This window comes from Streptomyces kronopolitis (genome assembly GCF_014646275.1).
GTDB lineage: Bacteria > Actinomycetota > Actinomycetes > Streptomycetales > Streptomycetaceae > Streptomyces > Streptomyces kronopolitis.
Window position 1 is genome coordinate 198,242 of sequence record NZ_BMND01000007.1, and the last position, 23,941, is coordinate 222,182.

Sequence of the window (23,941 nt, forward strand, 5' to 3'; positions counted from 1 at the left end):
GCCCTCAGCGCCACCGGGCCGGAGGGCCGCATGCCGGGGCTGCCGCGCGCGGCGTCCGCCGGGTCAGCCGCGGCCGCCGCTGCCCGTCCCGCCCCTGGCGTCCCTGATCTCCTGCACCACCCCGGCCGCGGTCTGCCGGACGGCCTCGGTCTCCATCAGGAAGTGCCACCAGTCCGGATGCCGCCCCTCCAGCCCGGCGACCGCACGCTCCAGCCGCGCCACCGCCTCGTCCAGGGGGCCGGCGTGCCGCGGGTCGGGGGTGTTGCGGCCGGTCATCGCCAGCCGCTGTGCGTCACGGATCGCGAAGCGGGTCCGGTCGATCTCCTTCTGCCGGTCGAACGAGACCGCATCGAGCCGCCGCAGCCGGTCACCGGCCGCCGACACCGCCTCGTCGGTGCTGTCCAGCAGCCCCCGTACGGCCGCCAGCCCGCTCGTGGCATCCTCCCAGCGCTGCTCCTCCCGCGCCTGCTGCGCCTCCCGCAGTGTGGTCTCGGCCCGCCGGACGGACTGCGCGGCCTGCTCCGGCACCTGCTGGAGGTCCTGCCAGCACGCCGCGCTGTACCGCCGCCGCAGCTCGCTGAGCACCGGGTCGACCTGCCCCGCACGCGTGGTGATCGCCTGCGCCCTGGTCCGCAGGGACACCAGCCGCTTGTCGATCTCCGCGGCCCGGCCCGGCAGCCGCTCGGCCTCGGCCCGTACGGCCTCGGCCTGGCGCAGCACCTCGTCGGCCCGCCGGATCGTCTCCTGCACGCCGTGCTGCCCGGCGCCCTGGTTGAGCTTGGTCAGCTCCGGCCCGAGCGCCGCCAGCCGGCCCGCGAGGTCATCGGCCCGCAGGCCCTGCGCACGCACCGCGTCCAGCCCGTTGCTCGCCGCCAGCAGCGCCTGCCTGGCCCGCTCCACGGCCGGGGCCAGCCGTGCCAGCTGCGTCTCGGCGGACCGCAGCAGCGGCCCCAGCCCCTGCGCGAACCGGTCCAGCTCGGCCTTGACGCGGTTCAGCTCCTCCTTGGCCCGCGTCAGATCGGCCCGCGCCCGCGCCATGGTGGCGCCGTCGAGATCGTCACGGTCGAGATCGTGCGCGTCGACAGCGGTGATGTACCCCTCGCTGACCTCGTCGATCCGCCGGCCGAGGCCCTCGTAGTCCGCCGCGGCCTTCCGCGCGGCCGGCGAGTTGTCGGCGGCGGTGATCGCCTCTATGGAGATCCGCAGGTCCCGCTGCGCGGTGTCCAGCTCGTAGAACGCCTCCGCCGCGGCGTCCTTCGCGGCCTGCGCATCGGCCCGCTGGCCCTCCCCGCGCCCGAACCAGCGCCGGGTCCCCCCGCCCGCGAACGCCAGCGGCGCCATGGCCGCCAGCAACGGCAGCGGCAGCAGCGCGAGCGCCACCACATCCCGGACACCCCCACGGGCGCGACGGCGTCCTCGCTGCTCATGCGGCTGCGTCTCTGTCGCCGTCACTTCCCTCTCCCGATCGCGTCGCCCCAGGCCGAATGTCATTGTCCCACTCACCGGAACGAACACCCCGACCGGTAAGTTCGCCCTTCGCCCACGCGTTTGCAGTTCAGGCCCGAAGGCAAGGTAGTCTGTCCGCTCGGCCCGGGCGCATAGCTCAGCGGTAGAGCGCTGCTCTTACAAAGCAGATGTCACAGGTTCGAATCCTGTTGTGCCCACCAGTCAAAAGACCCCCTACTGATCATGGTAGGGGGTCTTTGACATCCGGGTTTGACATCAACGGGGGCGTTCAGCGACGACGTGGCCCGAGCATCCGGTCCATGTGCGCCACGGCCTCCCGCTTCAGGGTGTCGGGGACGTGGGTGTAGATGTCCATGGTCACGCTGATCTTGCTATGGCCAAGGATTTCCATCGCGACCCGGGGATGCACGTTGCCGGCCGCGAGCAGGGTCGCCGCTCCGTGCCGGGCATCGTGGACCCGGATGCGGGGGATCCCGGCCTTGGCCGTCAGCCGGTGGAACGAACGAAGAACATTGCTCCCCTCGATCGCCCGGCCCGTGCGTGTGGTGAAGACAAGATCGCTCTTGTGCCAGTCGGCGCCCGCACTGACGCGCATCGCCTCCTGCCGCAGCCGTTGCCAGCGAAGCGGTGCCACGCAGAGCAGGGGCAGCGGCAGCGTCCGCTTGCGGCGGTTCTTCGTGTCGTCCTCGTAGTACTCACCGCGGACCCGCTGACGCTGCTTGCGGATCTGGACCGTACGGCTGTCGAGGTCGATGTCTCGCCACCGCAACCCGACGATCTCTCCCCGCCGCAGACCGAGGCCCACAGCGAGCATGAAGCCCGCATACAGGGGGTCGCGCCTGGCGACAAGGGTGAAGGCGAGAGTCTGCTCCAGCGTCCACAGTTGCCCTTCGTACGTGTCGACCTTCGGAGCCTCCACCAGCTTGGCCACGTTGCGGGTGATCAGCTCTTCCCGGCACGCGGCCGACAGGCCGGAACGAAGAACCCGGTGCGATTCCTTCGCCGTCGCAGCACTCTGCCTCCCTGCATGGCCCAGCACGGCAGTCGAAGGCCTGGGGAGCATGGTGCGGCACGCGGTCAGCCGCGAACTGAGAAAGCTGTGCTTGATAGCATCCAACGAGGCAGGCATGGCTGAACGCCGGCCTGCCCCCACGTTCCCTCAGGCGCTAAGCCGTTGGTGGATGGCGCCGGCGAGGGCTCGGGCGAGGCCCACGGGTACGGCGTTACCGATCTGCTTAGCGATGCTGCTTTTGGTGCCGTGCCAACGGTAGTCCTCAGGGAACCCTTGAATGAGGGCCGCCTCGTAGTGGGTGATGGGGCGGTTCTCGTGAGGATGGAGGTAGCGGCCCTTTTCGGGCTTGTAGAACTCGGTCCGGATCGTTACGGAGGGCGCGCCCCAGCGGAGCCGCCCCATCACGTCTGCTGAGCCACTGCGGTGCTGGTCCCAGGCTTGCGTGCTGAGATAGGTCGACCGCCCCTCGATCTCAGCCCACTTCCCTGTCAGGTCGTGGCGGTTTCCTCCAGGGGGGATTGCGGCGTAGCGAGCGATAGAGAGCGGCGTTGGGGTGCGGCCGAAGTGCAGCTCGGCAGTCCGATACGGGCCAGGCAAGCCCTCCGGTGTGCGCCGGTCCGGAAGCTCTGTACCGGTGATCGCCAGCCGTGCTGATTGATCGAACACCACGTCCACTGGCACCCGCTGCGGCAGATCGGCTGTTCCATCAAAGAGCACGAAGTCATTCTTGATCAAGGGAAACCTGGTGTGTGTCGGGACAGGGTGGCGTAGCGGGGCGCCGAGATCCCGGCGGGTGGCAAGAACGATCACACGCTTGCGTGCCTGGGGGACGCCGTAGTCGGCCGCGTTGAGCGTCTTTGTCGACAGGGCGTATTCCTCCAGGAGGCCGCCTGGTCGCGTGGCATCTTGCAGGCGGTCATACTCCCGGGACTTGAGGAACCGGTCGACGTTCTCCATGACGAAGATCTTCGGCCAGACGCCGGCAACGACCCTCAGGTACTCCTCCCATAGGGCGTTGCGCGGATCGTTGGGGTTTCCCTGCCCAAGCCCCGAGTAGCCCTGGCAGGGTGGACCGCCAGTGATGACGTCGACGTCATCGGAGAACGGCTGCGGGTCGAAGTCGGCGATGTCGTCGCAGATGAGCTTGTCAGGCTGGTGGTTCGCCTCATACGTGGCCGCCGCGGCTCGGTCGAACTCCACGGCAACAACGGAGCGGAAGTGCGGGGTAGTTCCGTCCGCGTTCGCATACGACCGGAAGCCCTCTGTGAACCCGCCGCAGCCGGCGAAGAGGTCCATCACCCGCCAGGGCGTGCTGTGTTGTCGTGGAACGTCACCAGGCATCATATGTAAATCCTATGGCGCGCCACTGACAACGCGTGTCCCACTAGCTGCCCAGGAGCTACCCGGCACGGACAACTCCGCTGATGCGAAGCGTAATCGGGAGTGTCAGAGAGGGCTGGTAGATGTTGCGGCATGACTCTTCCTGTTGCTCCTGAGCCGCACGTTCCGTTCACAGACTTGGGCACCGCCGACCTGGTGGTGGACTCGCTCTATGCCGGCGGCAGCAGTGGAAACAGCGGTGACGACCCCATTGCCAAGCTGGTCCCCGGTGTGGGCAACCAGGGCGGGTTCCGTCACAAGGGCTCCCCGGCCAAGGGCACGGTCCGCCTCTCTGTCCTGTACACCAACGGCGGGGAGGTGGACTGGCCTGACCATCTCGATACGCAGACAGGAGCGTTCACCTACTACGGGGACAACAGGACGCCGGGAAGGGACCTGCACAACACTCCGCGGGCTGGCAACCAGCTGCTACGTGACGCCTTCGCCGCCTCGCACGGCACTGTTGCCGAGAGGGCTGCCGGTGTACCGCCCTTCCTGCTTTTCGAGAAGGCCGGGACTTCCGGCCGGTCAGTACGATTCCGCGGACTACTTGCTCCCGGCGGCCCCACGCTCACGTCTGATGATGAACTGGCAGCGATCTGGCGCACCACCGATGATCAGCGCTTCCAGAATTACCGGGCCCGCTTCACTGTGCTCGATCACGACCGGGTCTCCAGGAAGTGGCTTCAGCATGTGCTGGCCGGCGGTGATCCGCTGGTGGGCGACTGTCCTCCGGCGTGGCGCCGCTGGGTTGCCGGCCGCACCTACAGTCCCCTGCTGGCGCCGTCTACCACCGTCGTCAGGTCTAAGGCTGGCCAGCTGCCCGAAGACGCCGAGGGGCAGGCCATCCTCAGCCTGATCCGAGAGCACTTCCGCGACCGCGAGCATGACTTCGAAAGCTGCGCGGTGGCGATCTGGCGCCTGATCGCACCGAATACGAGCAGCGTTGACGTCACTCGCCCTAGTCGTGACGGCGGGCGGGATGCTGTCGGGATCTATATGCTCGGGCCGAAGGCCAATCCAATCGCCATCGACTTCGCCCTGGAGGCGAAGTGCTATGGGGCGACCAGCTCTGTCGGGGTGAAGGAGGTATCGCGACTGATTTCCCGACTGCGGCACCGCAACTTCGGGGTACTCGTCACGACGTCGCACTTCCACAAGCAAGTCCAGGAAGAGGTCCACGAGGACGGCCACCCGATTGCCCTCATCTGTGGCCGCGACATAGTCGATACCCTGCGCGAACATGGGCGGGCTACCGTCAGCGCCGTGCGCCAGTGGCTGGAGCAGGGCTTCCCCAAGCCATAACGGGTAAGGGGGATGACATCTGCAGCTGACATCAACGGCAACGCACCGAGACAGATCTGGACGGTCTCCAGCGTCGTGGGCGGAGCCTAGCCCCTGCGGCGCAGCAGTCAGTCGAGTGAACTTACAAGGCAGATGTCACAGGTTCGAATCCTGTTGTGCCCACTCTTTGTGCAGAACGACAAAGGCCCAGGTCATCCGGCGTGAATGCGGATTCCTGGGCCTTGATCGTTTTCTGTTGGGGACGCGATCCGGAGGGGCCCGTGCCACTTACGTGCCAGATGACCTGTCCGAACCGCCCCGGCTCGGCTTCGCCCGCCGGATCTGCTCGTCCACGTGATCGGCAATCGCTTGATCACGATCGTTGACAAGGTGCTGGTAGATCAGCGCCGCCCGTACGGACGAGTTTCACCGACCTGGTCGACGTCTGCCGCGCCTGGTGCGAGCAAGTCAGCAACGGCGCCAGCATGTTGCCAACGGTGTAGTTCAGCGTGCCGCAGAGGGGATTCACCAACCACTGGCGCATAGCGTCGGCGGCGCCCTGCTGCCCGCCTTCTTCGCCGAGAACTGCACGCGGCCATTCGGCACGGATGACACTGAGACGCCTGCTCGACCGTCACCTCTGGGCCAGGGTCCTCACGTTCCGCACGACGTCCTCGCGAGTCTCCTCCGGATAGGGCTTGGGCGCAGCGACATGCTTCCCACCTGCCCGACAGGGCACGCCAGGTCAGACGTCACCTGTTCGTTCGGCAGACTCGAACGGGTGGGATATGGCCGCTAGTGCGCGTGCGCTGGACTACAGGATTCTCAAGACTCAGTGAAGACCATCGGTCGGCAAAGGCTTCGGCGGAACCGTACTCAGCGCTGCTGACTTCGGCGCCCTTACGCTTTGCGGAGTACAGATGCCCGTGGACCAAACGTGGACGGAGAGCGCGCCGTCTATCGCTTATAGACCCGTGAACTGCGTGAACGTCGGAGAACGCAAGGCCCTCCGGAACCGCTCAGCCACAGTGTCAGACGAAGACGGTGTGCGTAAGCAGGATGCTCACGCACACCATCGACCTGCTCTTAGTTCATAGCGAAAAAACCGAGCTCGCTCTTCCCGAGTCCACCGACTACCAAAGCACGGTCAAGGAAGCGGTTGTACTCCTCGCACGCCGTCTCAGGAAGCAGCGCGCAGCTGTGGCAGGCGGCGAGGTTGCAGGACCCGGGGCCTTGGCCCTTGCTCTCGATGCACACCGGGTCCGAGGAGCACCATGCGGCGTGAGCCAGGGCGTTCTCCAGTACTCCCTCCAGCCGGCCGGGCCCGCCCATTCGAACCAGGCCGCCCAAGGTGCCCTCGGAGTCCCCCGCGGCGGTGTAGATGAGTATGCCGGCCATGCCGTCCGGGCCGGAGCTCACATAGAGGCGCTCCCTCAGGGAGGCCGAGCTGTAGCCGCACTCGTAGGTGAGCTGGTTAATGAGCAGGTGCGCCAGTGTGTGCAGGAGGATGAAGCGCGGCGACAACTCTCGCTTGGCCAGGCCGCGCTGTTCGGCCACGTCCGAGAAGCGCTGTGTGAGTAGTTCAGCCTGCGCCAGGACTGCTCGGCGCTCCTCCCAGGCACCCAGCAGCGCCGTGTCGAGTTCCAGGTATATTCCCTCGCCGCTGACAGCGTATGCGGGAAGCCAGTTGCCACCCGGGCGCGCGGATGTGCGACGCAGCAGTGCCTTTCGGGACGCGTCATCGTAAGGGGATTCCGCGAAAACGCGGTTGAAGCCCCACAGCACCCGAGTTTCGCGGAGCTTTTCTACAAGCCTTACATGGGCGAAGGCAGAGTCAACGCTGGGGGCGTACTGTCCTCGGGGCTCGCGTACAACCAGCTCCTCAGACTCGATCGCACCGCGCAGCGTCTGGTATTCGGTGGCGCGGAACGGAGCTGGATCCTGCGCGGAGCCGGGCACCCCCGTCTCTGAGGCTTCGGGTTGGGACTGTTGCAGCACGGCCAGTGCGCGAGAGATCTCCTCGTCGCTGAAGTTCTCGAGGAGGAATGCGTTACCCTGGGCCGCTTTCCGGAGCATGTAGACAGGCAAAGCCTCTCCCTTGTCAAGGAAGACTGCTGCCCTCTGCCGGGCCTGTACGATCGCCCCGTCTTGGAGGACAGCGAGGACCTTTGGGTCGGCGGTCGACGCGGCCACCTCTGGCACGAAGATGGAGCTCTTCAGGAGCGAGTAGTAGACGTTCGCGGCGCCGCGCAGGCTGCCGCGGAGAGGACTCCCGCACGGCTCCCCTTCGCGGTCGATCCCCAGCCAGGGCGCCCCGCCGCGGCACAGGTACGGCGGCCCGCCCGGCTCGAGCTCTTCCGAGAGGAACGTGAAAGGGCCGCTCTCGGCACTACTCCTTGTTGATGTGATGCCTTCCAGGGTACGGGTCGCGTTGCAGGAACAGGAAACGCGTTGGGAGGCCAGAGTGCCGCCGCCGGAGGACCGCAGTGAGAGGCGGTGCCCCCGGCAGGAGGGCGACACTGACTTATGCGCCCATTCGAACCAGGGAAAGTCCTGGAGGTGCCCTCGCTCACAGATCGCGACGAAGGGCACCTGGGCGAAGAAGGGTTTGCGGCCGGAGGACTCATGTTCCTTGCAGGCCGGACGGTTCTCCTGGTGGAGCCTGTCCTTTGCCAGCTTGCGGCACCGCGGGCAGAAGCCCCAGGTGGGGAACCGGAGGACCGGGACGGTGAGACCGGTGTTGGCCCCGTTCTCCGAACGGGTGCGGTAGTCCGGAGGAGAGTAAAGCGCGTCGACACCGAGATGCTGTTCCAGGCGCCACTCGTGGACACGGAACTCTTCCTGGTTGCGGTCGTCTCCGCGTGGAAACCAATGGTCGAGGCCTGCCGTGATGACCGACGTCCCGTCGGACAGCACGTGCATGGCCCCGGGGCCAAACGGAGCGACCATCTGGGAGCGCCGGACCTTGCCGCGGATCATGACTGTCCTTCCTGGATCGCGTACTCCGAGGTGACCTCGATCTGGCATTCGGCATCGACGCCGCGCATAGAGGAAGGGATCGCCCAGGTCATACTCTGCGCCTGCTCGTCCGCATACTGGCCAAGGGGGCGCAGGAGCTGGTCGCCGCTGACCATGGGCCCGAAGTCGCCCCACTGGCCGGGCTGCCACGCCTCCCACTCCTTGCGCATCCTGTCCAGGATGCTGGCTGTACGGTCGGCTTCATCGGAGTCGCAGAAGTCGACCCGGTCGAGGAGAAGCTTTCTGGCCGCTGCCCAGCCTTCGGCGGGGAACGGCTGAGGCTCAAGCGCCTCCGATCCGGTCTGCCGGATGTAGGCAACCGCGACTGCGCGCAGGGCCCGGTCCAGGGCGGGCGGGGCGAAGGGGGTGGAGCTGGTCGGTTCGACCTGCGCGTACAGGCGCTCGTGGTAGCTGCGGAAGCGCTCAAAATGGCTGCGGTCGCGGGGTTTGCCGGCCCCGTACAGGGTGACGACCAGTCCGGGAATGCGTCGTCCGACGCGACCGGTGACCTGGATGTACTGGGAGGTGTTCTTGGGCTGGCCGACAACGGCCATGAGCGAGAGGCGGGGGATGTCGATGCCGACCTCAATCAGGCTGGAGGCCAGGCAGGCGTCTACGGCCCGCTGTTCGTCCGTGAGCTGCCGCTCGAGCTTCTGGATGGCTTCGGGGATCTGATCCTGACGGAGGCGGCTGGTCATCTCCTCGACCCAGTTGAGGTAGCGCATCCCGGTACGGTCCGTCTCTGAACGGTTGCTGATAGTCCTCAGGTAGTCGGGGATGTCGGACTGCATGAGCGACAGTGAGTTGCCGAGCTCACGGAGGCTGTTGAAGAAGGCAAGCAGCGTCCACCAGGGGTCGCGGAGGCCTTCGGGAAGGTCCTTGGCGGCCTGGAGCAGGGCGGCGAACGTGCGGACCTGTGTGGTCTGCATGGAGCCGAGGGCAGGGGCGTGCACGCCGATGTAGCGCCGCCCCGGCTTGAGAGTGCCGGTCTCCGGGTCGCGGTCGTAGACGGCGAAGAAGGAATCGGAGGCGTCGATGCCGTGCGGCGGGAAAAGATGTACCTGCTCACGGCCGTAAAGGGCCTTGACCTGCTCCTCGTGCCGCCGGATCGTCGCGGTGGAGGCGACGATCTTAGGGAGGATGCGCTTGCCGCCTCGCCGGTCGGTGCATAGTTCTTCGATAACGCCCTCGTAGAGGCCTGTGAGGGAGCCGAGCGGACCAGCGATGAGGTGCAGCTCGTCCTGGATGATCAGGGAAGGGGGCGAGTAGGCCCGAGAGCCGTCCGAGCCCAGGCCATCGGCTCCGAAGCCGAACAAGGCCCGTGCGTTGGGCCGCCAGGCAATAAGGGCGAACTTGTCCACCGTTCCGATCACGAGCGTCGGCCGGTGCTCGTAGAGGTCATCGTCAACCACGTAGACGGGCAGCGGCGAGTCCTCCGTGGAAAAGCGGCACTCATTGTCCGGGCAGATGAAGCGCACGGTTCCGCGGTACTCCGTGTACCCGGCTACGGGTGTGCGGGCCGCTGCTCCGGTGCGCCGACCGGTCCTGCGGCGGCGCTGCCCGGGTGCGGTGTCTGGCTCCTGGCTGGGGACGGGGCCCATCTGAGCTGAGCACCAGGGACAGCGCAGCAGCAGAAACGGGTTCTCCTGCTCTCCGCGGTGGAGCTTGCCAAGTGCTGACTTCGCATCCGCGCGTCGGTTGGGAGTGGTCTCGCCACCCACCCAGATCCCGATCGAGAAAGGGACCCTTCCGAGGCCCGGCTCGTCTGCGCGCAGCTCCTCAAGCGCGCAAACGAGAGCGGCGGCGCGCAGGAACTGCTGAGCGGTCAGCAGACGCAGCGTATAGCGCATGAGGACGGTGACACTCGTGTCGCCGGGGTTGCGCAGACGACGGAGCAGCATCGTGAAGGCAGACAGTCCGAGGTAGGCCTCCGTCTTGCCACCGCCGGTGGGGAAGTAGATGAGGTCAACAACCTCACGGCCGTCATGGAGGGGATCGGCACTTGAGGGGACGGCGGCCAGGAGGAACGCGATCTGGAAGGCACGCCAGTTCCCCTTGCCCTTGCGACGAGCCGCGTTCTCATCCGGCTGGGCTCCCTCCACCTGGAACCGCCCGTCGACGGACCGCGTGGGACGCAGGTCGACCCCGGAGCGCAGCGCCTGGCGCAACATGGCACGGTTCGCCATCCGGAAGGCGCGGCCCACGTCACTCCGGGCGTCACGGACCAGTTCGAGCCCTTCCCGCATCCGGCCTAGAGCCTTGCGGCAGCCTTCGATGTGCTGCGCGGCGGTCGGCCGGAACCGCTCATCGAGGCCAGCAGCCTTCTCTTCGAGCCCTTCGATCCACTCCGCGTACGCGCCGACGACCTGCTCCAGGCGCTCAGGACCGCCAGGGCCGTCCCCAGAGAGCCGCTCCATAGAGACGGTGAGCGGGCTGCCGTTCTGCCGGATGTCGGGGGTGATGCTGGGTGCCTCGTACCAGGGCAGAGGGTCGGCCTTGGCCCAGGCAGCCCGGCTCTCTGTGGGGTCGGCCCAGTCTGCGGCGCAGCCGTGCCCCACGGCAAAGGTCCGTGCTTCCCGGTAGAGCAGATTGAACGAAGCATCGTCAGGGTGCGTCTCGGCTTCGGCCGCCTCCGGGTAGGGGGCAAGCCACCCACCCTGCGGCTCGACGGTCATCTCGGCCTGGAACAGGCTCACAGCATCAAGTGGCTGGGTTCCGGGGGCCGTCCGGTTGACGAGGGCGACTGTGATCAACCTGCCGTCCTGGTGGCTGCGCACGTTGACGATCAGCTCTAGGTCGAGCCCGTCAATGCCGCGCGAGGCGTCCGCGTCCGGCTGTGGCTTCCGCAGGACCCGGTTGGCCGTGGCGATCTCGTCCGCGGACAGTTCCCAGACCGCCGTAACGGGGCTGCGTACCCACCACCGCCGCGTATCGCCCGCCACAGACACGTTCTGGCGCCGGTAGCGGCCTCCTGTAAAAACGGTGCGGAGAGCCGTACCGCTCCCGCCCGCCAGCATGAACGACAGGCCCATGGTGCTGGGACGTCGGTCGTTCGCACCGGCAAGGTCGAAGTCGTCGTCCTCGGGCGGCCCGCCGACTGTGCGCTGTGCAGCCTCCTGCAGGCCCTCGAAGACCTTTCCGTCGAGCTCACCGTCCACGAGACCGGCGACGACCGTGCGATCCTCGTCCACGGGCTGAGCAGTGCTCTCGGCGGGGTACAGGACGCCGACGCCGTACCGCACCAGCGGGGCCCGGTCGAGGATCTCCTCTCCGGACTCGGGGTCCACCCAAGGGCCGCGCGCTTCCTCCCAGTTGCCGAACGGTTCCGGGTTGAGGTACTTGCCGGTGGGCGCAGGACCGAGCAGCTCGGCCCTCAGGGCATCGATAACGTCCTCACGCGGACCGAGGTGGTCGGTGGTAGTCATGCTGACTTCTCCTTGAAGACCTGCTTGCGGAAGCCGGGGCGTGCGTCCTGGGCCATCAGCACCGTGAGTTCATCCCTGGCGCGGGAGGCGCCCACATAGAAGAGCGTATGTTCGCGCGCCGACCCGAAAGAAGCGATATCCGTGAGGATGATCGCTGGGGAGTCCAGGCCCTTGAACGCGTGCACTGTCCCGTATCGCACCGCTCCCGGTCGCGGGGAGCCGAAGGGCACGAGCCGGTTCCGCCAGCGGGGGTCCTGGCAGCTGCCGGCCGCACTCTGGTCATTGCGCAGCGGTGACAGGACGACGATGTCCTCGGGCCGGAACCCTTCGCGGGTGAGCTGGGTGAGCCTGTCCGCCAGTAGCCGCTGCTGTTCCTCGCCGTCTGTCCACCACAGGTGCTCTGCGGTCCGGTCGTTGGAGGGCCGCAGCGTTCCGGCGTAGCCCGGGTCAAGGTCGGACGTCGCTTCCACGTAGAAGGTGATGTCGGGGACGCTCCTGCAGTTGTGACGCAGTATGAATACTGCTGGCTCGCCCGCCGTGCGCCCATGGAGGGCTTCCATTCCCTCGCCGCCGGAGTCGTAAAGGGCCTGGCGCGTGAAGTCGCCGAAGGCCAGCCACTGACCGCTAGACAAACCTCCGCGCAAGGAGGAGTCGAGGACGTTGAGGTAGGACTCGCGCATCAGGTCCTGTGCCTCGTCGATCACCAGCACATCGAACGGCGGGCCGTCGCACTCCAACAGGGCTTCCAGGGCGAGGTCGGGGAGTTCCTCGGTGAAGAACCCGTCGTCTCCGCTTGCCGCGGGGCGTGCAGCGGGAACCAGTCCCGCCATGTAGGAGTGAAGGTGAGCCGCCGTGATCCCCTCTACCCTGGCGGTCTCTTCTTTGAGCCAGTGGCCCAGCTGCCGGTTGAAACAGCACAGCAAAACTCTCAGACCGTTTTCGGCGAACCGCCGTGCCGCCTCCACCGCCACGAACGTCTTGCCCGTCCCTGCGGCACCGCGGACCAAGCACCGCCGGTTGGCGGCGATCATGTCGAGCACCTCGTACTGCTGCTGCGTGAAGGTCTGCGTCTCCCGCTCCATCCGCTGCCGTCGCAGCTTGGGCGGTTCGGCAAACTCGAATGAGGGCCGCAGCACCTCCACGATCCGGTCAGTCTGGCCGGCGTCGGGAGCGGCGGATGCCGGGTTGAACCAGCCTACTGTGGGAGTCGAGGTGAGGTGCGCGCGGTGGGCGTCCAGGACCCCGGCGATCAGCGCGGAAAGGGGACGGCTGTGCAGAGCCACTGTGTCGATCGCCTGCCATGAGTGCCACTCCATGGGGCCCGACACCGCGAACCGGCTGTGCGTGAACAGCACCGCTGACGTCATGGGTACAGCTCCGAGTCCGCTGCCCTGGCCGATCAGCTTCTCCTTGACCGCGTGCATGGCCTCATCGGCCTGCTGGAAAGGGCTCCTCAGGGTTGGCGGGTGGCCGCCCAGCCGCCACTCACCGCTCGGCAGGCGCCTGACCTGGTGGTGGGCCTTCACCTCCAGGACCAGGACTCCCTTCCCTGGCACGACGATGACGAAATCGGCCTCACCCTGGATCTGCCGCGGATGCTTGGCGATACCCAGCGAGTGCAGCACCACCCAGCCCTCCGTGCCGGGGTCGTCGCGAAGCCGCCGGAACACTTCCCTTTCCCCGGGACTTGGGGTGCATTCCGGGTCGAAGGCCGACGGGATCATGCGCGCCATCAGGGCACCTCCGAAGTACGGAGCCGGCAGAGGTAATGCGGGGGGACCCGAAGCTGCCTGGGGAGAACGGCATCGACCAAGGCCGCTCGCGCGCCGGAGTCCGTATCGTCCAGGGAGATCTCGCACCAGCGCTCCACCCAGAGCTGCTGCCACAAGTCCCCGGAGACAGCACGCTGCACAGCCTCGGCGTAGCTCCTCCCGGCACTACGGTGTGCGTGGTCGATCCGGCCGAGCGCCTCCCAGACGTCCCGTGTCTCCCCACCGCGGCCCAGGTAGTTCATGACGACAGCGAAGTCATCTTTGCGCCGGGTCCTGATGCACCACGGGCCCGTCCAGTAGTCCAGATTGGTCATCACTGCACCGCGCGCCACCAGTTCCTTAGCGACCCCCCGGCGACCGCCCGGGTGCTGGTCAATACGATCGCCCAGCTGCGCCTTCCACCCCTGCTGTACCGCCCGCAGCACAGGCGCGTCGTCGCCCAGTACGGCATCGGCCCGCTCGACCAGGCTCTGATAGTAGGAGCTGCCGCGAAGCACGACGTAGTCGCCGACCGAAATCGAGGCCCCGTCGACGGCCTCGACGGACGGTTCATCGTCCGGATCCGGCTCGACCAACAGGATCTTGTGCACGCTGGACTCCACGGGCAGCAACACGTAAGAGCCATCGGCGAGGAGGGCCGCACGGGCCTGCACCCCCTCGTGGCCACCTGAAGCACCGTCCCGCAGGGCTTCGACAGGGAGTCCAGCGACAGCGTCCTGTGCCAGGGAAGCGACGTCAAGATCCGTCATCAGGGGCTCTGCCGACTCAGGCGTCGTACGATCCGCGAGCTTGAACGGTGATCCGACTACCGTCGTCTCACGGCGGCGTATGCGCGTTGGCATGGTGCCGCGCAGCACCGGGCCCTCGTCGAACAGCGGTTGTACGTCAAGCGGCTCACGGTAGAAGTCATGGTGGACTAGTCCGAGTCGCGCTGCCCTTGGGGCGTTCAGCACACCCGGCGGAAGCCAGCCGACGGGTCCCACGACCACGGCCGAGTCGTAGACCTCGTTGCCCAGCAGGTCACTGACCAGGCCGATCTCGACCGGGTAGCCGATCGCGCCAAAAGTCTGGACAACAGCATCTTGGTAGGAGCGGTTGGTCACCGCTACAAGCGACCTGCCCCTGCGGTCAGACGAGAGGAATGCCATGGCCCCGGCGGCCAGCGGATTGGAGGGGTCCTCCCCCAGGCGGGTCAGATCCTGTGCGACGGCGGACAGCTGGCCCACCAGGCCGGCATCCGCAGCCTGCTGCAAATAAGCGCTAGTACCCGCCAAACTGCGTGCCGCCTCCTGAATCCTTAACTGCCAGCTGTTGAAGGGCAGCGGCACGGTACCGAGGAGCCACCTGACACGCCGGATGTCGGAGCAGGCCTGGCGCCACAGGCCAGAACTCTCCAACTCGCCCACTGAACGCAGAAATTGCGCCGCCGCTCGCATGAACGAGTGCACCCCTGAGTGGTGCACGGGCTGCTCCTCGATGACGCCGCCCGCACGCTGGTAGACCCTGCCCGCATCCCACAAACTCACCGCGCCGTCCCCCTGCTCCTCCAGGCCAGCAGCTCGACTCCCGGAGGGATCCGATTGGCGAGGTCTCTGGGCACACCGAGGTCGGTTACGCTGCGCCTCCGGTTTTCGTAGAGCACGTCCACGGCCGCCAAAGCGGTCGGGCTGGTGCGCTCGACCACGGCCACCGTCACGCCCGCGAGGCCGGCTCCAAGCCACCGCCGAACCGCCGCCGCGCCGTCGAGCACGACCGCGACTGGTTGGCAGGACCGCACCACGTGGCGGTACTTCTCGGGGTCCCCCCGGCTCGACAGCACCACACTGCGGTAGTGGGATCCAGGCGAGTGGACTGCGCGCATGCGCAGCAGCCCTTGCAGGGTCAGTCCCGCTCCACCGGGTGCCGCAACGACGACCTGGGCGTCGGCCAGAACCGTGTTCACTGCCCCAATCACCACACTGTGGAGAGAGCAGCGTCCGTAAAAGTCGGCCAACTGACCGGCCACCAGCCCCCCGGCACCAGCGGGGATCTCAAAAGCCTCGCTAAAGCGGTGTCGGCCCGCGTAAGCATCCGGCAGGTCCGGCCAGGGCAGCAACTGGAGCCGGTAGTCGTCCGCCGGGAACCACGAGACCGGTCCAGGGCGTCTGCCAGGGCTCCTGCTGCCTGCGAGCTCGTAGACCTGCCCGTGATGGTTCGAAAACGCCCCGCCGAACACTCCCGTATACACGCGCTGTTTGTGGTCGGGACCTTTGACCGGGATGACCCGGACGCAGGCGCCGACAGGCAGGCACTTGGCCTGCTCGAAGTCCTGCTCCGGCTCGGCAGGGACCATCTCGGCCTGGGAGGCTTGGTTCACCACCCCATAGGCCAGCAGCACCGCAAGGTAGTCACGCGTCGGAACGGACAGCGCCACTACCGAGTTTGAGCCCCCCTCGCGCAGGTCTGCTGCCCAGTACCCGACCTCCGAGAACCATGCGGCCCACTCAGGCAGCCTCTGCCACCTGTCACCGACCAGTGTGGACGCGCTACGGAGCAACGTCTTGCCTCTTGCCACCGCCCCCAGCCCCCACCAAGAGAACGTTCCTCAGTACCGCCATCGAAGATGTCTACTCCCTGACGGTGCGTGGATCTTACAACATCTTCACAGTTAAACCACCCCTACTTCACCTTTTGAGGGGTGGGCGATACGAAGGGACCAGCCTCCCGGGAGGAGGCTGGTTCAGGGCGTCTGCCGAAGCCGTTGACGTGCCTTCTCGCTTCCGTGTCCAGCCTCACGCTCCCCCTCCGTCCTGTGGGTCGCCATCCCTTTGGTTTGCCGCAACGTGTGGACCATCCGTGGACGAGGAAGGGCCTCTTGGCGGGCTAGAGGTACACGACCTGTACGGACGTCCAGGACTGAAGCCCCCTCCGGAGCCGTGTGTGGCTTCGCAACAGGGTGGCACTGACATCCACGGGTGACATCGACACCGATGGACCGTGGCAGTATCGAGCGAACCGGAGCGGCATCTGCGGGCTCGATAGGTACTGCTGCCACGGATCAGCGATCGAACTGGCAAGTCAGTGGTCACGCTGCACGTGCCATATACATGCCAGAACGGACGGTCAACCAGGGCGAATGAGGGCGCTCGGAGGAGTCGGCACCGCGCCCGGGCTGGAGCCGACGAGACGGACATCGACCAGCGGATGCGGCCGGTGGACTATCACCAGGCTTACAAAGCAGATGTCGGCGGTTCAAATCCGTCTGTGCCCACAAAAGGCAGCAGGTCAGAGGCCCCTTTGCGCGGATGTGCGAAGGGGCCTCTGCGTGTGCGGTACACATTCTGTACACGTCGGCGCGGTCAGGCCGCCGCTTCCAGCACCGATTCCTGCTCCAGCTCGGCGAGTGCCTTGGCTGCCTTGCGCGCCTTCTTCTCCGCCTTTTTGGCCTTGGCCTTCGCTTTGGCCAGGACGCGGGCGCGGCGCTTGTGCATCTTCTCGGACACCTCGTCCAAGCGGTCGGGGAAGAGGGCTCCGTAGATGTCGAGCGTCACCTTCGCCGACTTGTGGCCCAGATGGCCTGGACAACGTGGACGTCGACGCCGCTGGCGATGGCCATGGAGGCCGCGGTGTGCCGCAGCTTGTGGGGCGTCACGCCGAGTGTGCCGAGGCCGGCGGCCTTCACCGCCGGAGCGAAGACGCGGCGCCGGAAGTTGTTCGCGCGTAGCGCGCCGCCCTGCGGGGTGATGAACAGCAGAGCGTCCGCGTCGCGGCCGTCGACGTACGGCCGTAGCTCCTCGACGAGGAACTGGGGGATCGGCACCGTCCGCAGCTCGTGGTTCTTGGGGGAGTCGAGGTACAGACTGCCCTTGTCCTCGCCGTACGCCTCCACGATGCGGATTCGGCGCGTCTCAATGTCGACACGGCCGACCTTGACCGCAGACGCTTCGCCCCAGCGCAAGCCGGTCTAGGCGAGTAGGAGGATGAACGCGCGATAGGCGCCTGCGGCCTCACCGAGCGCCCGACCTGCAGCTCGTCCAGATAGACGTGGTCGGCGGGGCCGAGGTCCGGCAGAGGCACGCCCGTCGCTGGGTTGAAGGCGAGACGGCGGGACTGGACAGCGAATCCGGGCGCACGTCTGGCGCTGCCCAGCGAGGAGGCGCTGAACCAGTCTCCCTGTGGGTGGCGGCAACGCATATCCAGACTGCTCTGCAGCACGCGCCCCGCCTGGCGGTAGTGAGTCCGACGAACGGCTGCGGCAAGTCTCGCGTTCTGGACGTGCTGCACGAGACCGTGCGCCAGCCGATGATCACCCTCTTCTTCGAGAAGTCGGTCGGCGTTCGGGTCCCAGCCCCTGCGGTCTCGCAGCTGAACGAGTTCCTGCAGGGCCTGCGTATCCTCTTTCCCGGCAGCGTGGGCGTAGAGATAATCGGCATGGGCCAGTCGCCAGCGCAGGCGGGCGGAATCGGCAAGGTGCCGGGTGTCTTCTGCAGTTGCGGCATGAACGCCGACTTCCCAGAATCCGGCTGGTGGCGTCATCAGCCGTCGTTCGGCAGCGCCGTGCTGCTCCAGATAGTCAGAGAGCCGGTAGTGCGGACCGTCAGAGGCACCGGTACCCGGGTGTGGGCGGATTGTGCTGAGCTGCCCCTTGTTCCACGACAAGATTCGGACAACTACGCCATTGCCTGATCAAACCACGCGTCATCCAGGGCATCCCATTCGTCATTGGTGAGGTAGGCAGGCGCCGCTCTTTCGAGGAATTGCCTTGGTAGACGTGGGCCGTGGCCAAAGCGTCGGACGTCTATGCCTGCCCAAGCCACGGCTCGTGCTGGAGGGAGCGTCTGCTGGTAGCGATGGATCAGTTCCGGCGCATTGGCGAGGAACTGGGGTGATGTGACCTCCGGTTGACGCGGCAGCCAGTGTGAGCCGCGGGCCGCTGTCGACTAGCTGCTTGTGCGCAAGAAGCGGCAGAGAGCTGCTCGTGCCAGCGGTCCGCGCGGAGCACGGCAAGGTGGCCAGGTCCGTCGAAGCGGTGGTGGCGGGCTACTAGGCCGATGATGCTTCCGCCGCTGAACACGGCAGCGCCGGACATCTCCTCCCATGGAGAGCGTTCGCAAACAGTGTCTGCTTGCGGGGGTGCGACTCGGAGATCGAGGGTGTCTTCTCGAAGGTTGGACAGCACCGCGCAGGTGCCAACTACGTGGCAGGCATCCCGATACTTGGTGCCCTCGTGGTCGCTGCGCATCTTGAAGTCGGGAAATCCCATGGCGCTGCATTGCAGGACGGCATCTCGCTCGGTGGCAAGGCCGAAGTCGGCCCAACTGACTCGTTTTTGCTCTCCCAAGGCTGGCAGGACTGCGATGCCGATCTGAGCGTCGGCTCACACGACCTCGATGAGGTGGGTCTGTTCTGTTGGCGGATCGGCGTCGAACCTCACCTGGATGCTGCGGGCGCCGGTGATGACGTGGGCTGCTGTCAGAACTCGCCCATGGCGACCAGGTGTCCCGACCCATGGCAGCCAGCCTCATCTGCGTAGGAGACGATGACCCCGGCTACACGGCTGGCGTCCAGACCGGCTGCGCACCCGGCATACGGTTCAGCGCTCGTGGGAAACATCGTCGCCGGAGATCAGTGGTGAGGCGCCGAAGTGCGTCAGCTGCTGATGCAGCGTGAAGGCGATGCGTTGGGTGTCGGTACGTGCGAGTTTCCTGGCAGCTCCAGTTTCCGTGGTCCAAAGCGCAGCTTGGCTTCTGCCTCGGCCTCCTTGCTGATGGTCACGGACGCCTCGATCTCCACTGGTCCAAGCTCGAAGCGGAGTCGCTCCCCATCTCCTTCGGATACCTCGGCCGTCAATTCACGATGTAACTCGCGGACCGTATTTGACAGCTCGATCACATGCCCCCCAAGACCGGCGATCGTGTGCGCACACTACTGGCAACAGCACAACGGATCCACTACCTACAGCCGCACGCGGTCGCCCGCAGCAGCACGCGCAGCACCGTGGCCAGGGATGGTCCACTGCCTTCCAAGGCGGGGATTGTCAGGGCAGGCCCAGGTGGGCGAATACGACGTCCCGTACACGGAGAAAGGCGGCGGCGTCGACCGAAGCGAGGACCGGGGTGGCATGGTGCCAGCCTTCCGGGGTGAGGGCGTCCGCAAGGAGGACTCTCGCGTGGGGGAGGTTCGGGCCGGACGCGGGTGGGAAGAGGAGCGCAACGAGGCGCCGGAGAGTCGAGCGGGAGAATCCGTGGTCTCCAAATAGCGGGGTGGCCGTGGGATCGCCAGGTACGCAAGCAACATACGCGGCAAGATCGGCGAGTGTTTCTGAGCGCTCCGTCTCGTCTCTTATGCGCTGGGCGATGGCACAAGCCGTTTCGAAATCACCGAGTGCGGCATACGCGACGGCCATCATGGTTCCTGGCTGGGAATACGGCCATACCCGCCGGTAGTCCGACATAACTTGGTCAATGCGCCGACGAGCTCCGTCCGGGTCTGTGGTCCCAGTCAACAGGCCGAGCAGTGCCAGGTCGTCATACCCATGATTCGCGAAGGCAGCCGTTTCCATGCTACGAAGCATCTTCCTGACGCGGGCGCTACGGACCTGATCATAGGGGCCCACAGCGACGAGCAGGCGCGCGAATCCCAGCACGGAACGGTGCATCTCCTGGAGCAGGGAATCCGCCAACTGGCCAGCTCTTTCGGGAGCGTGGAGCCATATACCAGCCGCTGCCTCTGTGCGAGCGCAGTCGAGGTAGCGCCAGCTTGACTCACGGTCTTGAACCTTGCCTGAGAGCTGCTCAATGACCTCCGCAGCACGGTCGACAGCACCCGCATATGCGAGTGCCTGCACGGCGACAGTCAGCGTATTGACAAGCGTTGGCCAGTGGTCGATCGCAGGCGCCGCGTCGACTGCTCGTTCGGCCAGATCCAGCGCCCGGCGGCTGTCGTGGTGCGCGACGGCTACGGATACGACAGCGCACCCCCAGACACGCACGTCAGGCTGGGAAATAGCCTCGATGAGACGCTCGGCCTGATCAGGCCAGCCGGCAGTGGCGAGCGCGCCTGCGAAGACGGCGAGGCGCTCATTCTGGAATACCGATCCGTCTGCCGAGTGCCGTCCGTGCTCGGCCTGGTGAAGCAGCCGCAAGGACTGGTCCGGATCGTCAGCGCAGAAGTGAAGGGCAAGAGCGGCAAACGCTTCGGCAACAACCCATTGCCATGAGTTCGGCGTGTTGAGCAGCAGAGTCTCCAACTGCTCAGCAGCCCCGGCTGCCGCAAGCAGGCTGGCAACGTAGGCTGCGGAGCGGTCGCGCTCGTCATGGTGATCCTCGGCCTCCCAGGAAGCCTCAAGGGCAGCCCAAGCTTCGGCTACTTGGCCCTCGCGAGCCCACCCTACGGCGATCGCCAGCCACGCCCGGTTCCACGGACCCTGCATTTCCGAGGGAACCGCCTCCCGCAGCGCTTCCATGAGTAGCTGGGCATCGTCCATCTGACCCGTCGCGGCAAGCGCACGCACGGCGCCGTCCGCCTTACCCCAATTGGTCGGGCTCTGGGGTTCACGCAGGACCTCGCCCGCATGGGCCACGGCCAGTCGGACCATGCGTGTGGCATCGTGCGGACGGATCTGGTGGAGGACCTCCGCGGCGGCTGCGGGGACGTTCGTGGGGCCGTCCGCGTACTGTTGGGCGAGCGTGGTGACGGCATCGTATAGCCGTCCCGTACTGCCGGGGCCAGCCACCCGCGCCTCGGCGATTGACGCCAGAGTGCGGATACGATCCGGCAGGAACGAGATCTTCTGCGCAGACTCCTCTGCTTGATGCAACAAGTCGGCGGCACGCACCGGGTCCCGGACCGCTGCGGCAGTCGCAACAAACGCCTCAACGATCACTTCGATGCCCAGATCGTAGTCCTGTGAGGGCAATTCGCTGAGCAGGCTTACTGCATCGCTCTCTCTCCCTGTAGCAGCCAGGACGGTGGCCAACCTACCGAGTGCGACCAGGGCATATGAGTCGTCGTAGATCCCCCGGTCCTCCGACAGGGCCGTGTCGGTCAGTTGCAGCGACTCCCTCGCCAACCCCACGGCCCGCGGGTCGCCCGCTTCGGCCAGGGCGCGAGAGACTCCCGCCAACGCCTGGGCACGGTCCATTGGTCGGAAAACGCTGCGGGCAAGACCGATGGCGTGACGGGTGCGGCCGAGGCGGGCGTAGACGGCCGGGATGTCCGGGTGGAGCAACTCGTTGCGCCGAGCCACCAGATCTGCAACGGCCGCGAGTGCCGCCAGCGCGCCTAGGTCGTCAGGGGTCGCACGCTGAACGATCTGCCGCGCTGATGCGATCTCGGAGAGGCACGCGGCATCGCTGCCGGTCACCTCTCGCAGTCGGTCCCGCCGCTGAGCATCTGTCGCGAGGTTGGTGGAACGGCACGTGTCCCGCAGGAGGGCGAGCAAGCGTCCGTACGGCTGGAGAAGGTAGGCCGGGGTGCTAGCTGGCCAGCCCCGGAGCTTGTACGTCGCAGCCCACACGTGCAGCTGCTCCGAGTAAGCGCCTATGTCCGGCCCGAGTTCGTTTTGGGCGGTGGCGAGTAGGGTTTCGTGCGCGAATAGGTAACCGCGGCTCGCTAGATAGAGTGACGCATCGCCGCCGCTATCTTCGAATCCACCGCGCATGCGCAGGATACGACCGAAGGCGCTGCCGAGCCGTTGACGCAGCTCATAGCTCTGCTCGCCGGTGAGCTCCTGCAGGTCATCGACGGTGAGGGTGCCACGCGCGGCGGCGAGCAGACCGACAAGGTCTCGCTGCAACTGATCCCCGGAGAGCGCCTGATACAGGTCGAATTTGGCTTCGAACTCGGTGTGTTTGGCCGCCTCCGTGGCGGACAGCTTCACAACGGGGCAGTGGCGCAGAGGATGATCACCCTTGACGTCCGCTGGGAGGTCGGGGCTTGTACGGCTGGTCACCAAAACGCGGACGTTTGACGGGAGCCGCTCCGGCAGCAGCGAGGCGATGCTCGTGCCATTGCCGCTGGGCAGTAGAGACTGGTCCTCGTCGAGTCCGTCGACGATCAGGAGGAGTGTGCCTCCGTTATGCGCCACGCGCTCGGCAGCTTCTCGCAAGAGCAGTCTGCGCTCTCCGTCGCGGGCAAGCGGCGAACTGCGGCTGGTTGGTTCCCGTCCGACGACGGCAGCTAGCTGGTCTATAAACGCTCCGGTGTACGCCTCGCTGTCCGACTGACTCGCGTAGCGCGCGGTAACGAAGAACCAGACGGGAACAACGCCGCGGGGCGCCTGCAACGCGAACCACGCCGCGACTGCCGTCTTGCCGGCCCAAGGCGGACCCTGGAGCCATAGGTACTCGCCTGGTCCGCCGCAGAATGCGACGAGGTCACGGAGCAGGGCCTCCCTGTCCTCCAACTTCTCAGGAGCGATATCGGCAAGCTGAGCGCGATAGGCGTCCTGAAGCAGGCCAAGTCCGGTGTCCGGCACGGCGTCATGCAGTGCCTCAGGGTGCAATCTGCAGCGCAGAGTCTGCTCCAGCGCAGCCAGCTCTGTCGCGGTCAGCTTCTCGACCCAGCGGTCCACGCGGGTCGCCGCGATACGGCCGGGGCCGTCAGCTCGGTAGTGGCGGGTGACGACGCCGATGAGGTGGCCGTTGCTGAAGACAGCGGCACCAGACATCCCTTCCCAGGCATCCGTATCGGAATCCGCAACGGCGGCGGGAGGCGGGGTGACCCCGAGGTCGAGGGTGCCCTCACGACGGTTGGAAAGGATGGCACATGTTGCATGTATGTGCTCCGCGTCGCGGAAGCATGAACCATTCTCGTCCGCACGGAGTTTGAAGCGCGGAAAGCCCAGCGCGGTGCAACACAGCACCGCGTCCTGTTCACCGACCCGACCGAACGAGACTGGATCGATTCCTGTGTCCGCATCGTCCGGGATCCTGAGGACGGCGATGTCGATGCCAGAGTGTTGCCACTCCACGGTTGCCTTGACGACTCGTTCGCCCGGTCGGTGCGCCTGAAACCGTACTCGTACGCTCGTCGCGCCCTCGACGACGTGTGCGGCAGTCAGCACCGTGCCCGAAGAAAGGCGATAGCCCGAGCCTCTTCGGCCTGAACCATTGCCGGGAAGGGTGGCGATGATCTCCGCTACCTGCCCCGGCCTCAGCCCACGCTCGACGTGTAGGCGGCTGTGATCAGCGTTCGCCGTCAACCTCGCCGCCCGCGATCAGGACCGGTCGCGCCGGGCTTCCCTCCGCTGGCACGACCTGGGGCGCCAAGGTGACCGTGATCCGCTGTGTCTGCGCCTGCGCGTATTTTCCATTCGTCCCCGCGTCGACGACCCACAGTCGGACCTTGGCGTCCGCGCCTGCTTCACGGCTCACGGCGACAGTCGCTTCGATCTCCACGGGGCCGAGTTCGAAGCGGACAGCCTCAGTTGCCCCCTCCGCCAGCGCCGTGGTGAGTTGCTGCCTCAACTCGCGGATCATCTCAGACAGTTCGATCAACTTTCCCCCTCGTATCACGGTGATTGAATATTACAAGCCCGTGCGCAGTGCTGCTCACTGAAGGACTTCCTGTCTCCCCAAAGCGGCATGCCCTTCCGGAAGCGG

The 23,941-nt window shown here is 66.5% G+C and carries 14 protein-coding genes, 1 tRNA gene and 3 pseudogenes; 4 read left to right on the forward strand and 14 right to left on the reverse strand.

Features of this window, described 5'->3' with window-relative positions; translation table 11 throughout:
* Window positions 1-63: 63 nt before the first annotated feature.
* Window positions 64-1,452 (reverse strand): coiled-coil domain-containing protein, encoded by a 1,389-nt coding sequence (locus tag IEY78_RS11460; RefSeq protein ID WP_373294115.1) that lies wholly within the window; start codon window positions 1,450-1,452, stop codon window positions 64-66.
* Window positions 1,453-1,592: 140 nt separating this feature from the next.
* On the opposite strand from IEY78_RS11460, the gene IEY78_RS11465 reads away from it, so the two are divergent.
* A tRNA-Val gene (locus IEY78_RS11465) sits at window positions 1,593-1,667 on the forward strand.
* Window positions 1,668-1,735: 68 nt separating this feature from the next.
* Here the strand turns inward: IEY78_RS11465 and IEY78_RS11470 are convergent.
* Both IEY78_RS11470 and IEY78_RS11475 read right to left on the reverse strand, forming a co-directional pair.
* Window positions 1,736-2,482 (reverse strand): annotated as a pseudogene (locus tag IEY78_RS11470) (tyrosine-type recombinase/integrase); the annotation flags it as partial.
* A 144-nt stretch (window positions 2,483-2,626) separates the two neighbouring features.
* Window positions 2,627-3,823, reverse strand: a complete 1,197-nt coding sequence (locus IEY78_RS11475; protein ID WP_229699857.1) for a DNA cytosine methyltransferase — start codon at window positions 3,821-3,823, stop codon at window positions 2,627-2,629.
* Window positions 3,824-3,997: 174 nt separating this feature from the next.
* Here IEY78_RS11475 and IEY78_RS11480 point away from each other — a divergent pair, with 174 nt between their 5' ends.
* Complete coding sequence (locus tag IEY78_RS11480; RefSeq protein WP_229699858.1) at window positions 3,998-5,164, forward strand: restriction endonuclease; 1,167 nt, start codon at window positions 3,998-4,000, stop codon at window positions 5,162-5,164.
* A 460-nt stretch (window positions 5,165-5,624) separates the two neighbouring features.
* Here the strand turns inward: IEY78_RS11480 and IEY78_RS34310 are convergent.
* From IEY78_RS34310 to IEY78_RS34320, 8 genes and pseudogenes are all read right to left on the reverse strand, one after another.
* A pseudogene (locus tag IEY78_RS34310) lies at window positions 5,625-5,762 on the reverse strand (inositol monophosphatase family protein); the annotation flags it as partial.
* 467 nt (window positions 5,763-6,229) lie between these two features.
* Window positions 6,230-8,122: an MrfA Zn-binding domain-containing protein gene (gene drmB / locus IEY78_RS11485; RefSeq protein WP_189097555.1), complete on the reverse strand. Its 1,893-nt coding sequence runs from the start codon at window positions 8,120-8,122 to the stop codon at window positions 6,230-6,232.
* Window positions 8,119-11,586 (reverse strand): helicase-related protein, encoded by a 3,468-nt coding sequence (locus IEY78_RS11490; protein WP_189097556.1) that lies wholly within the window; start codon window positions 11,584-11,586, stop codon window positions 8,119-8,121. Before IEY78_RS11490 ends, drmB begins: the two co-directional genes overlap by 4 nt.
* Window positions 11,583-13,319, reverse strand: coding sequence for a nuclease-related domain-containing DEAD/DEAH box helicase (locus IEY78_RS11495; RefSeq protein WP_189097557.1), 1,737 nt, complete (start codon window positions 13,317-13,319; stop codon window positions 11,583-11,585). Before IEY78_RS11495 ends, IEY78_RS11490 begins: the two co-directional genes overlap by 4 nt.
* Window positions 13,319-14,821, reverse strand: a complete 1,503-nt coding sequence (locus tag IEY78_RS11500) for a DISARM anti-phage system protein DrmE domain-containing protein (RefSeq protein WP_189097558.1) — start codon at window positions 14,819-14,821, stop codon at window positions 13,319-13,321. Before IEY78_RS11500 ends, IEY78_RS11495 begins: the two co-directional genes overlap by 1 nt.
* 59 nt (window positions 14,822-14,880) lie before the next feature.
* Window positions 14,881-15,771 (reverse strand): hypothetical protein, encoded by an 891-nt coding sequence (locus IEY78_RS11505; RefSeq protein ID WP_189097559.1) that lies wholly within the window; start codon window positions 15,769-15,771, stop codon window positions 14,881-14,883.
* 925 nt (window positions 15,772-16,696) lie between these two features.
* Entirely contained in the window at window positions 16,697-16,888 is a 192-nt protein-coding gene (locus tag IEY78_RS34315) for a hypothetical protein (protein WP_229699859.1), read from the reverse strand.
* Entirely contained in the window at window positions 16,885-17,295 is a 411-nt protein-coding gene (locus IEY78_RS34320; RefSeq protein WP_229699860.1) for a tyrosine-type recombinase/integrase, read from the reverse strand. The genes IEY78_RS34315 and IEY78_RS34320 overlap by 4 nt, the downstream gene beginning before the upstream one ends.
* A gap of 132 nt (window positions 17,296-17,427) precedes the next feature.
* Between IEY78_RS34320 and IEY78_RS34325 the strand changes: the two are divergent.
* Both IEY78_RS34325 and IEY78_RS11520 read left to right on the forward strand, forming a co-directional pair.
* Window positions 17,428-17,681 (forward strand): annotated as a pseudogene (locus IEY78_RS34325) (DUF3631 domain-containing protein); the annotation flags it as partial.
* Window positions 17,682-18,534: 853 nt separating this feature from the next.
* Complete coding sequence (locus IEY78_RS11520; RefSeq protein WP_189097560.1) at window positions 18,535-18,870, forward strand: hypothetical protein; 336 nt, start codon at window positions 18,535-18,537, stop codon at window positions 18,868-18,870.
* Window positions 18,871-18,986: 116 nt separating this feature from the next.
* Here the strand turns inward: IEY78_RS11520 and IEY78_RS35125 are convergent, their stop codons facing one another.
* The 3 genes from IEY78_RS35125 to IEY78_RS11530 all read right to left on the reverse strand — a co-directional run bounded on the left by IEY78_RS35125 (window position 18,987) and on the right by IEY78_RS11530 (window position 23,836).
* Window positions 18,987-19,229: a trypco2 family protein gene (locus IEY78_RS35125; RefSeq protein WP_373294118.1), complete on the reverse strand. Its 243-nt coding sequence runs from the start codon at window positions 19,227-19,229 to the stop codon at window positions 18,987-18,989.
* A 145-nt stretch (window positions 19,230-19,374) separates the two neighbouring features.
* A complete protein-coding gene (locus IEY78_RS11525; protein ID WP_268240264.1) occupies window positions 19,375-23,541 on the reverse strand; it encodes a trypsin-like peptidase domain-containing protein in 4,167 nt (1,388 codons plus the stop codon).
* The gene (locus IEY78_RS11530) at window positions 23,525-23,836 is read right to left on the reverse strand and encodes a trypco2 family protein (RefSeq protein WP_189097562.1); all 312 of its coding nucleotides are present in this window, start codon (window positions 23,834-23,836) and stop codon (window positions 23,525-23,527) included. The genes IEY78_RS11525 and IEY78_RS11530 overlap by 17 nt, the downstream gene beginning before the upstream one ends.
* Between the last annotated feature and the right edge of the window lie 105 nt (window positions 23,837-23,941).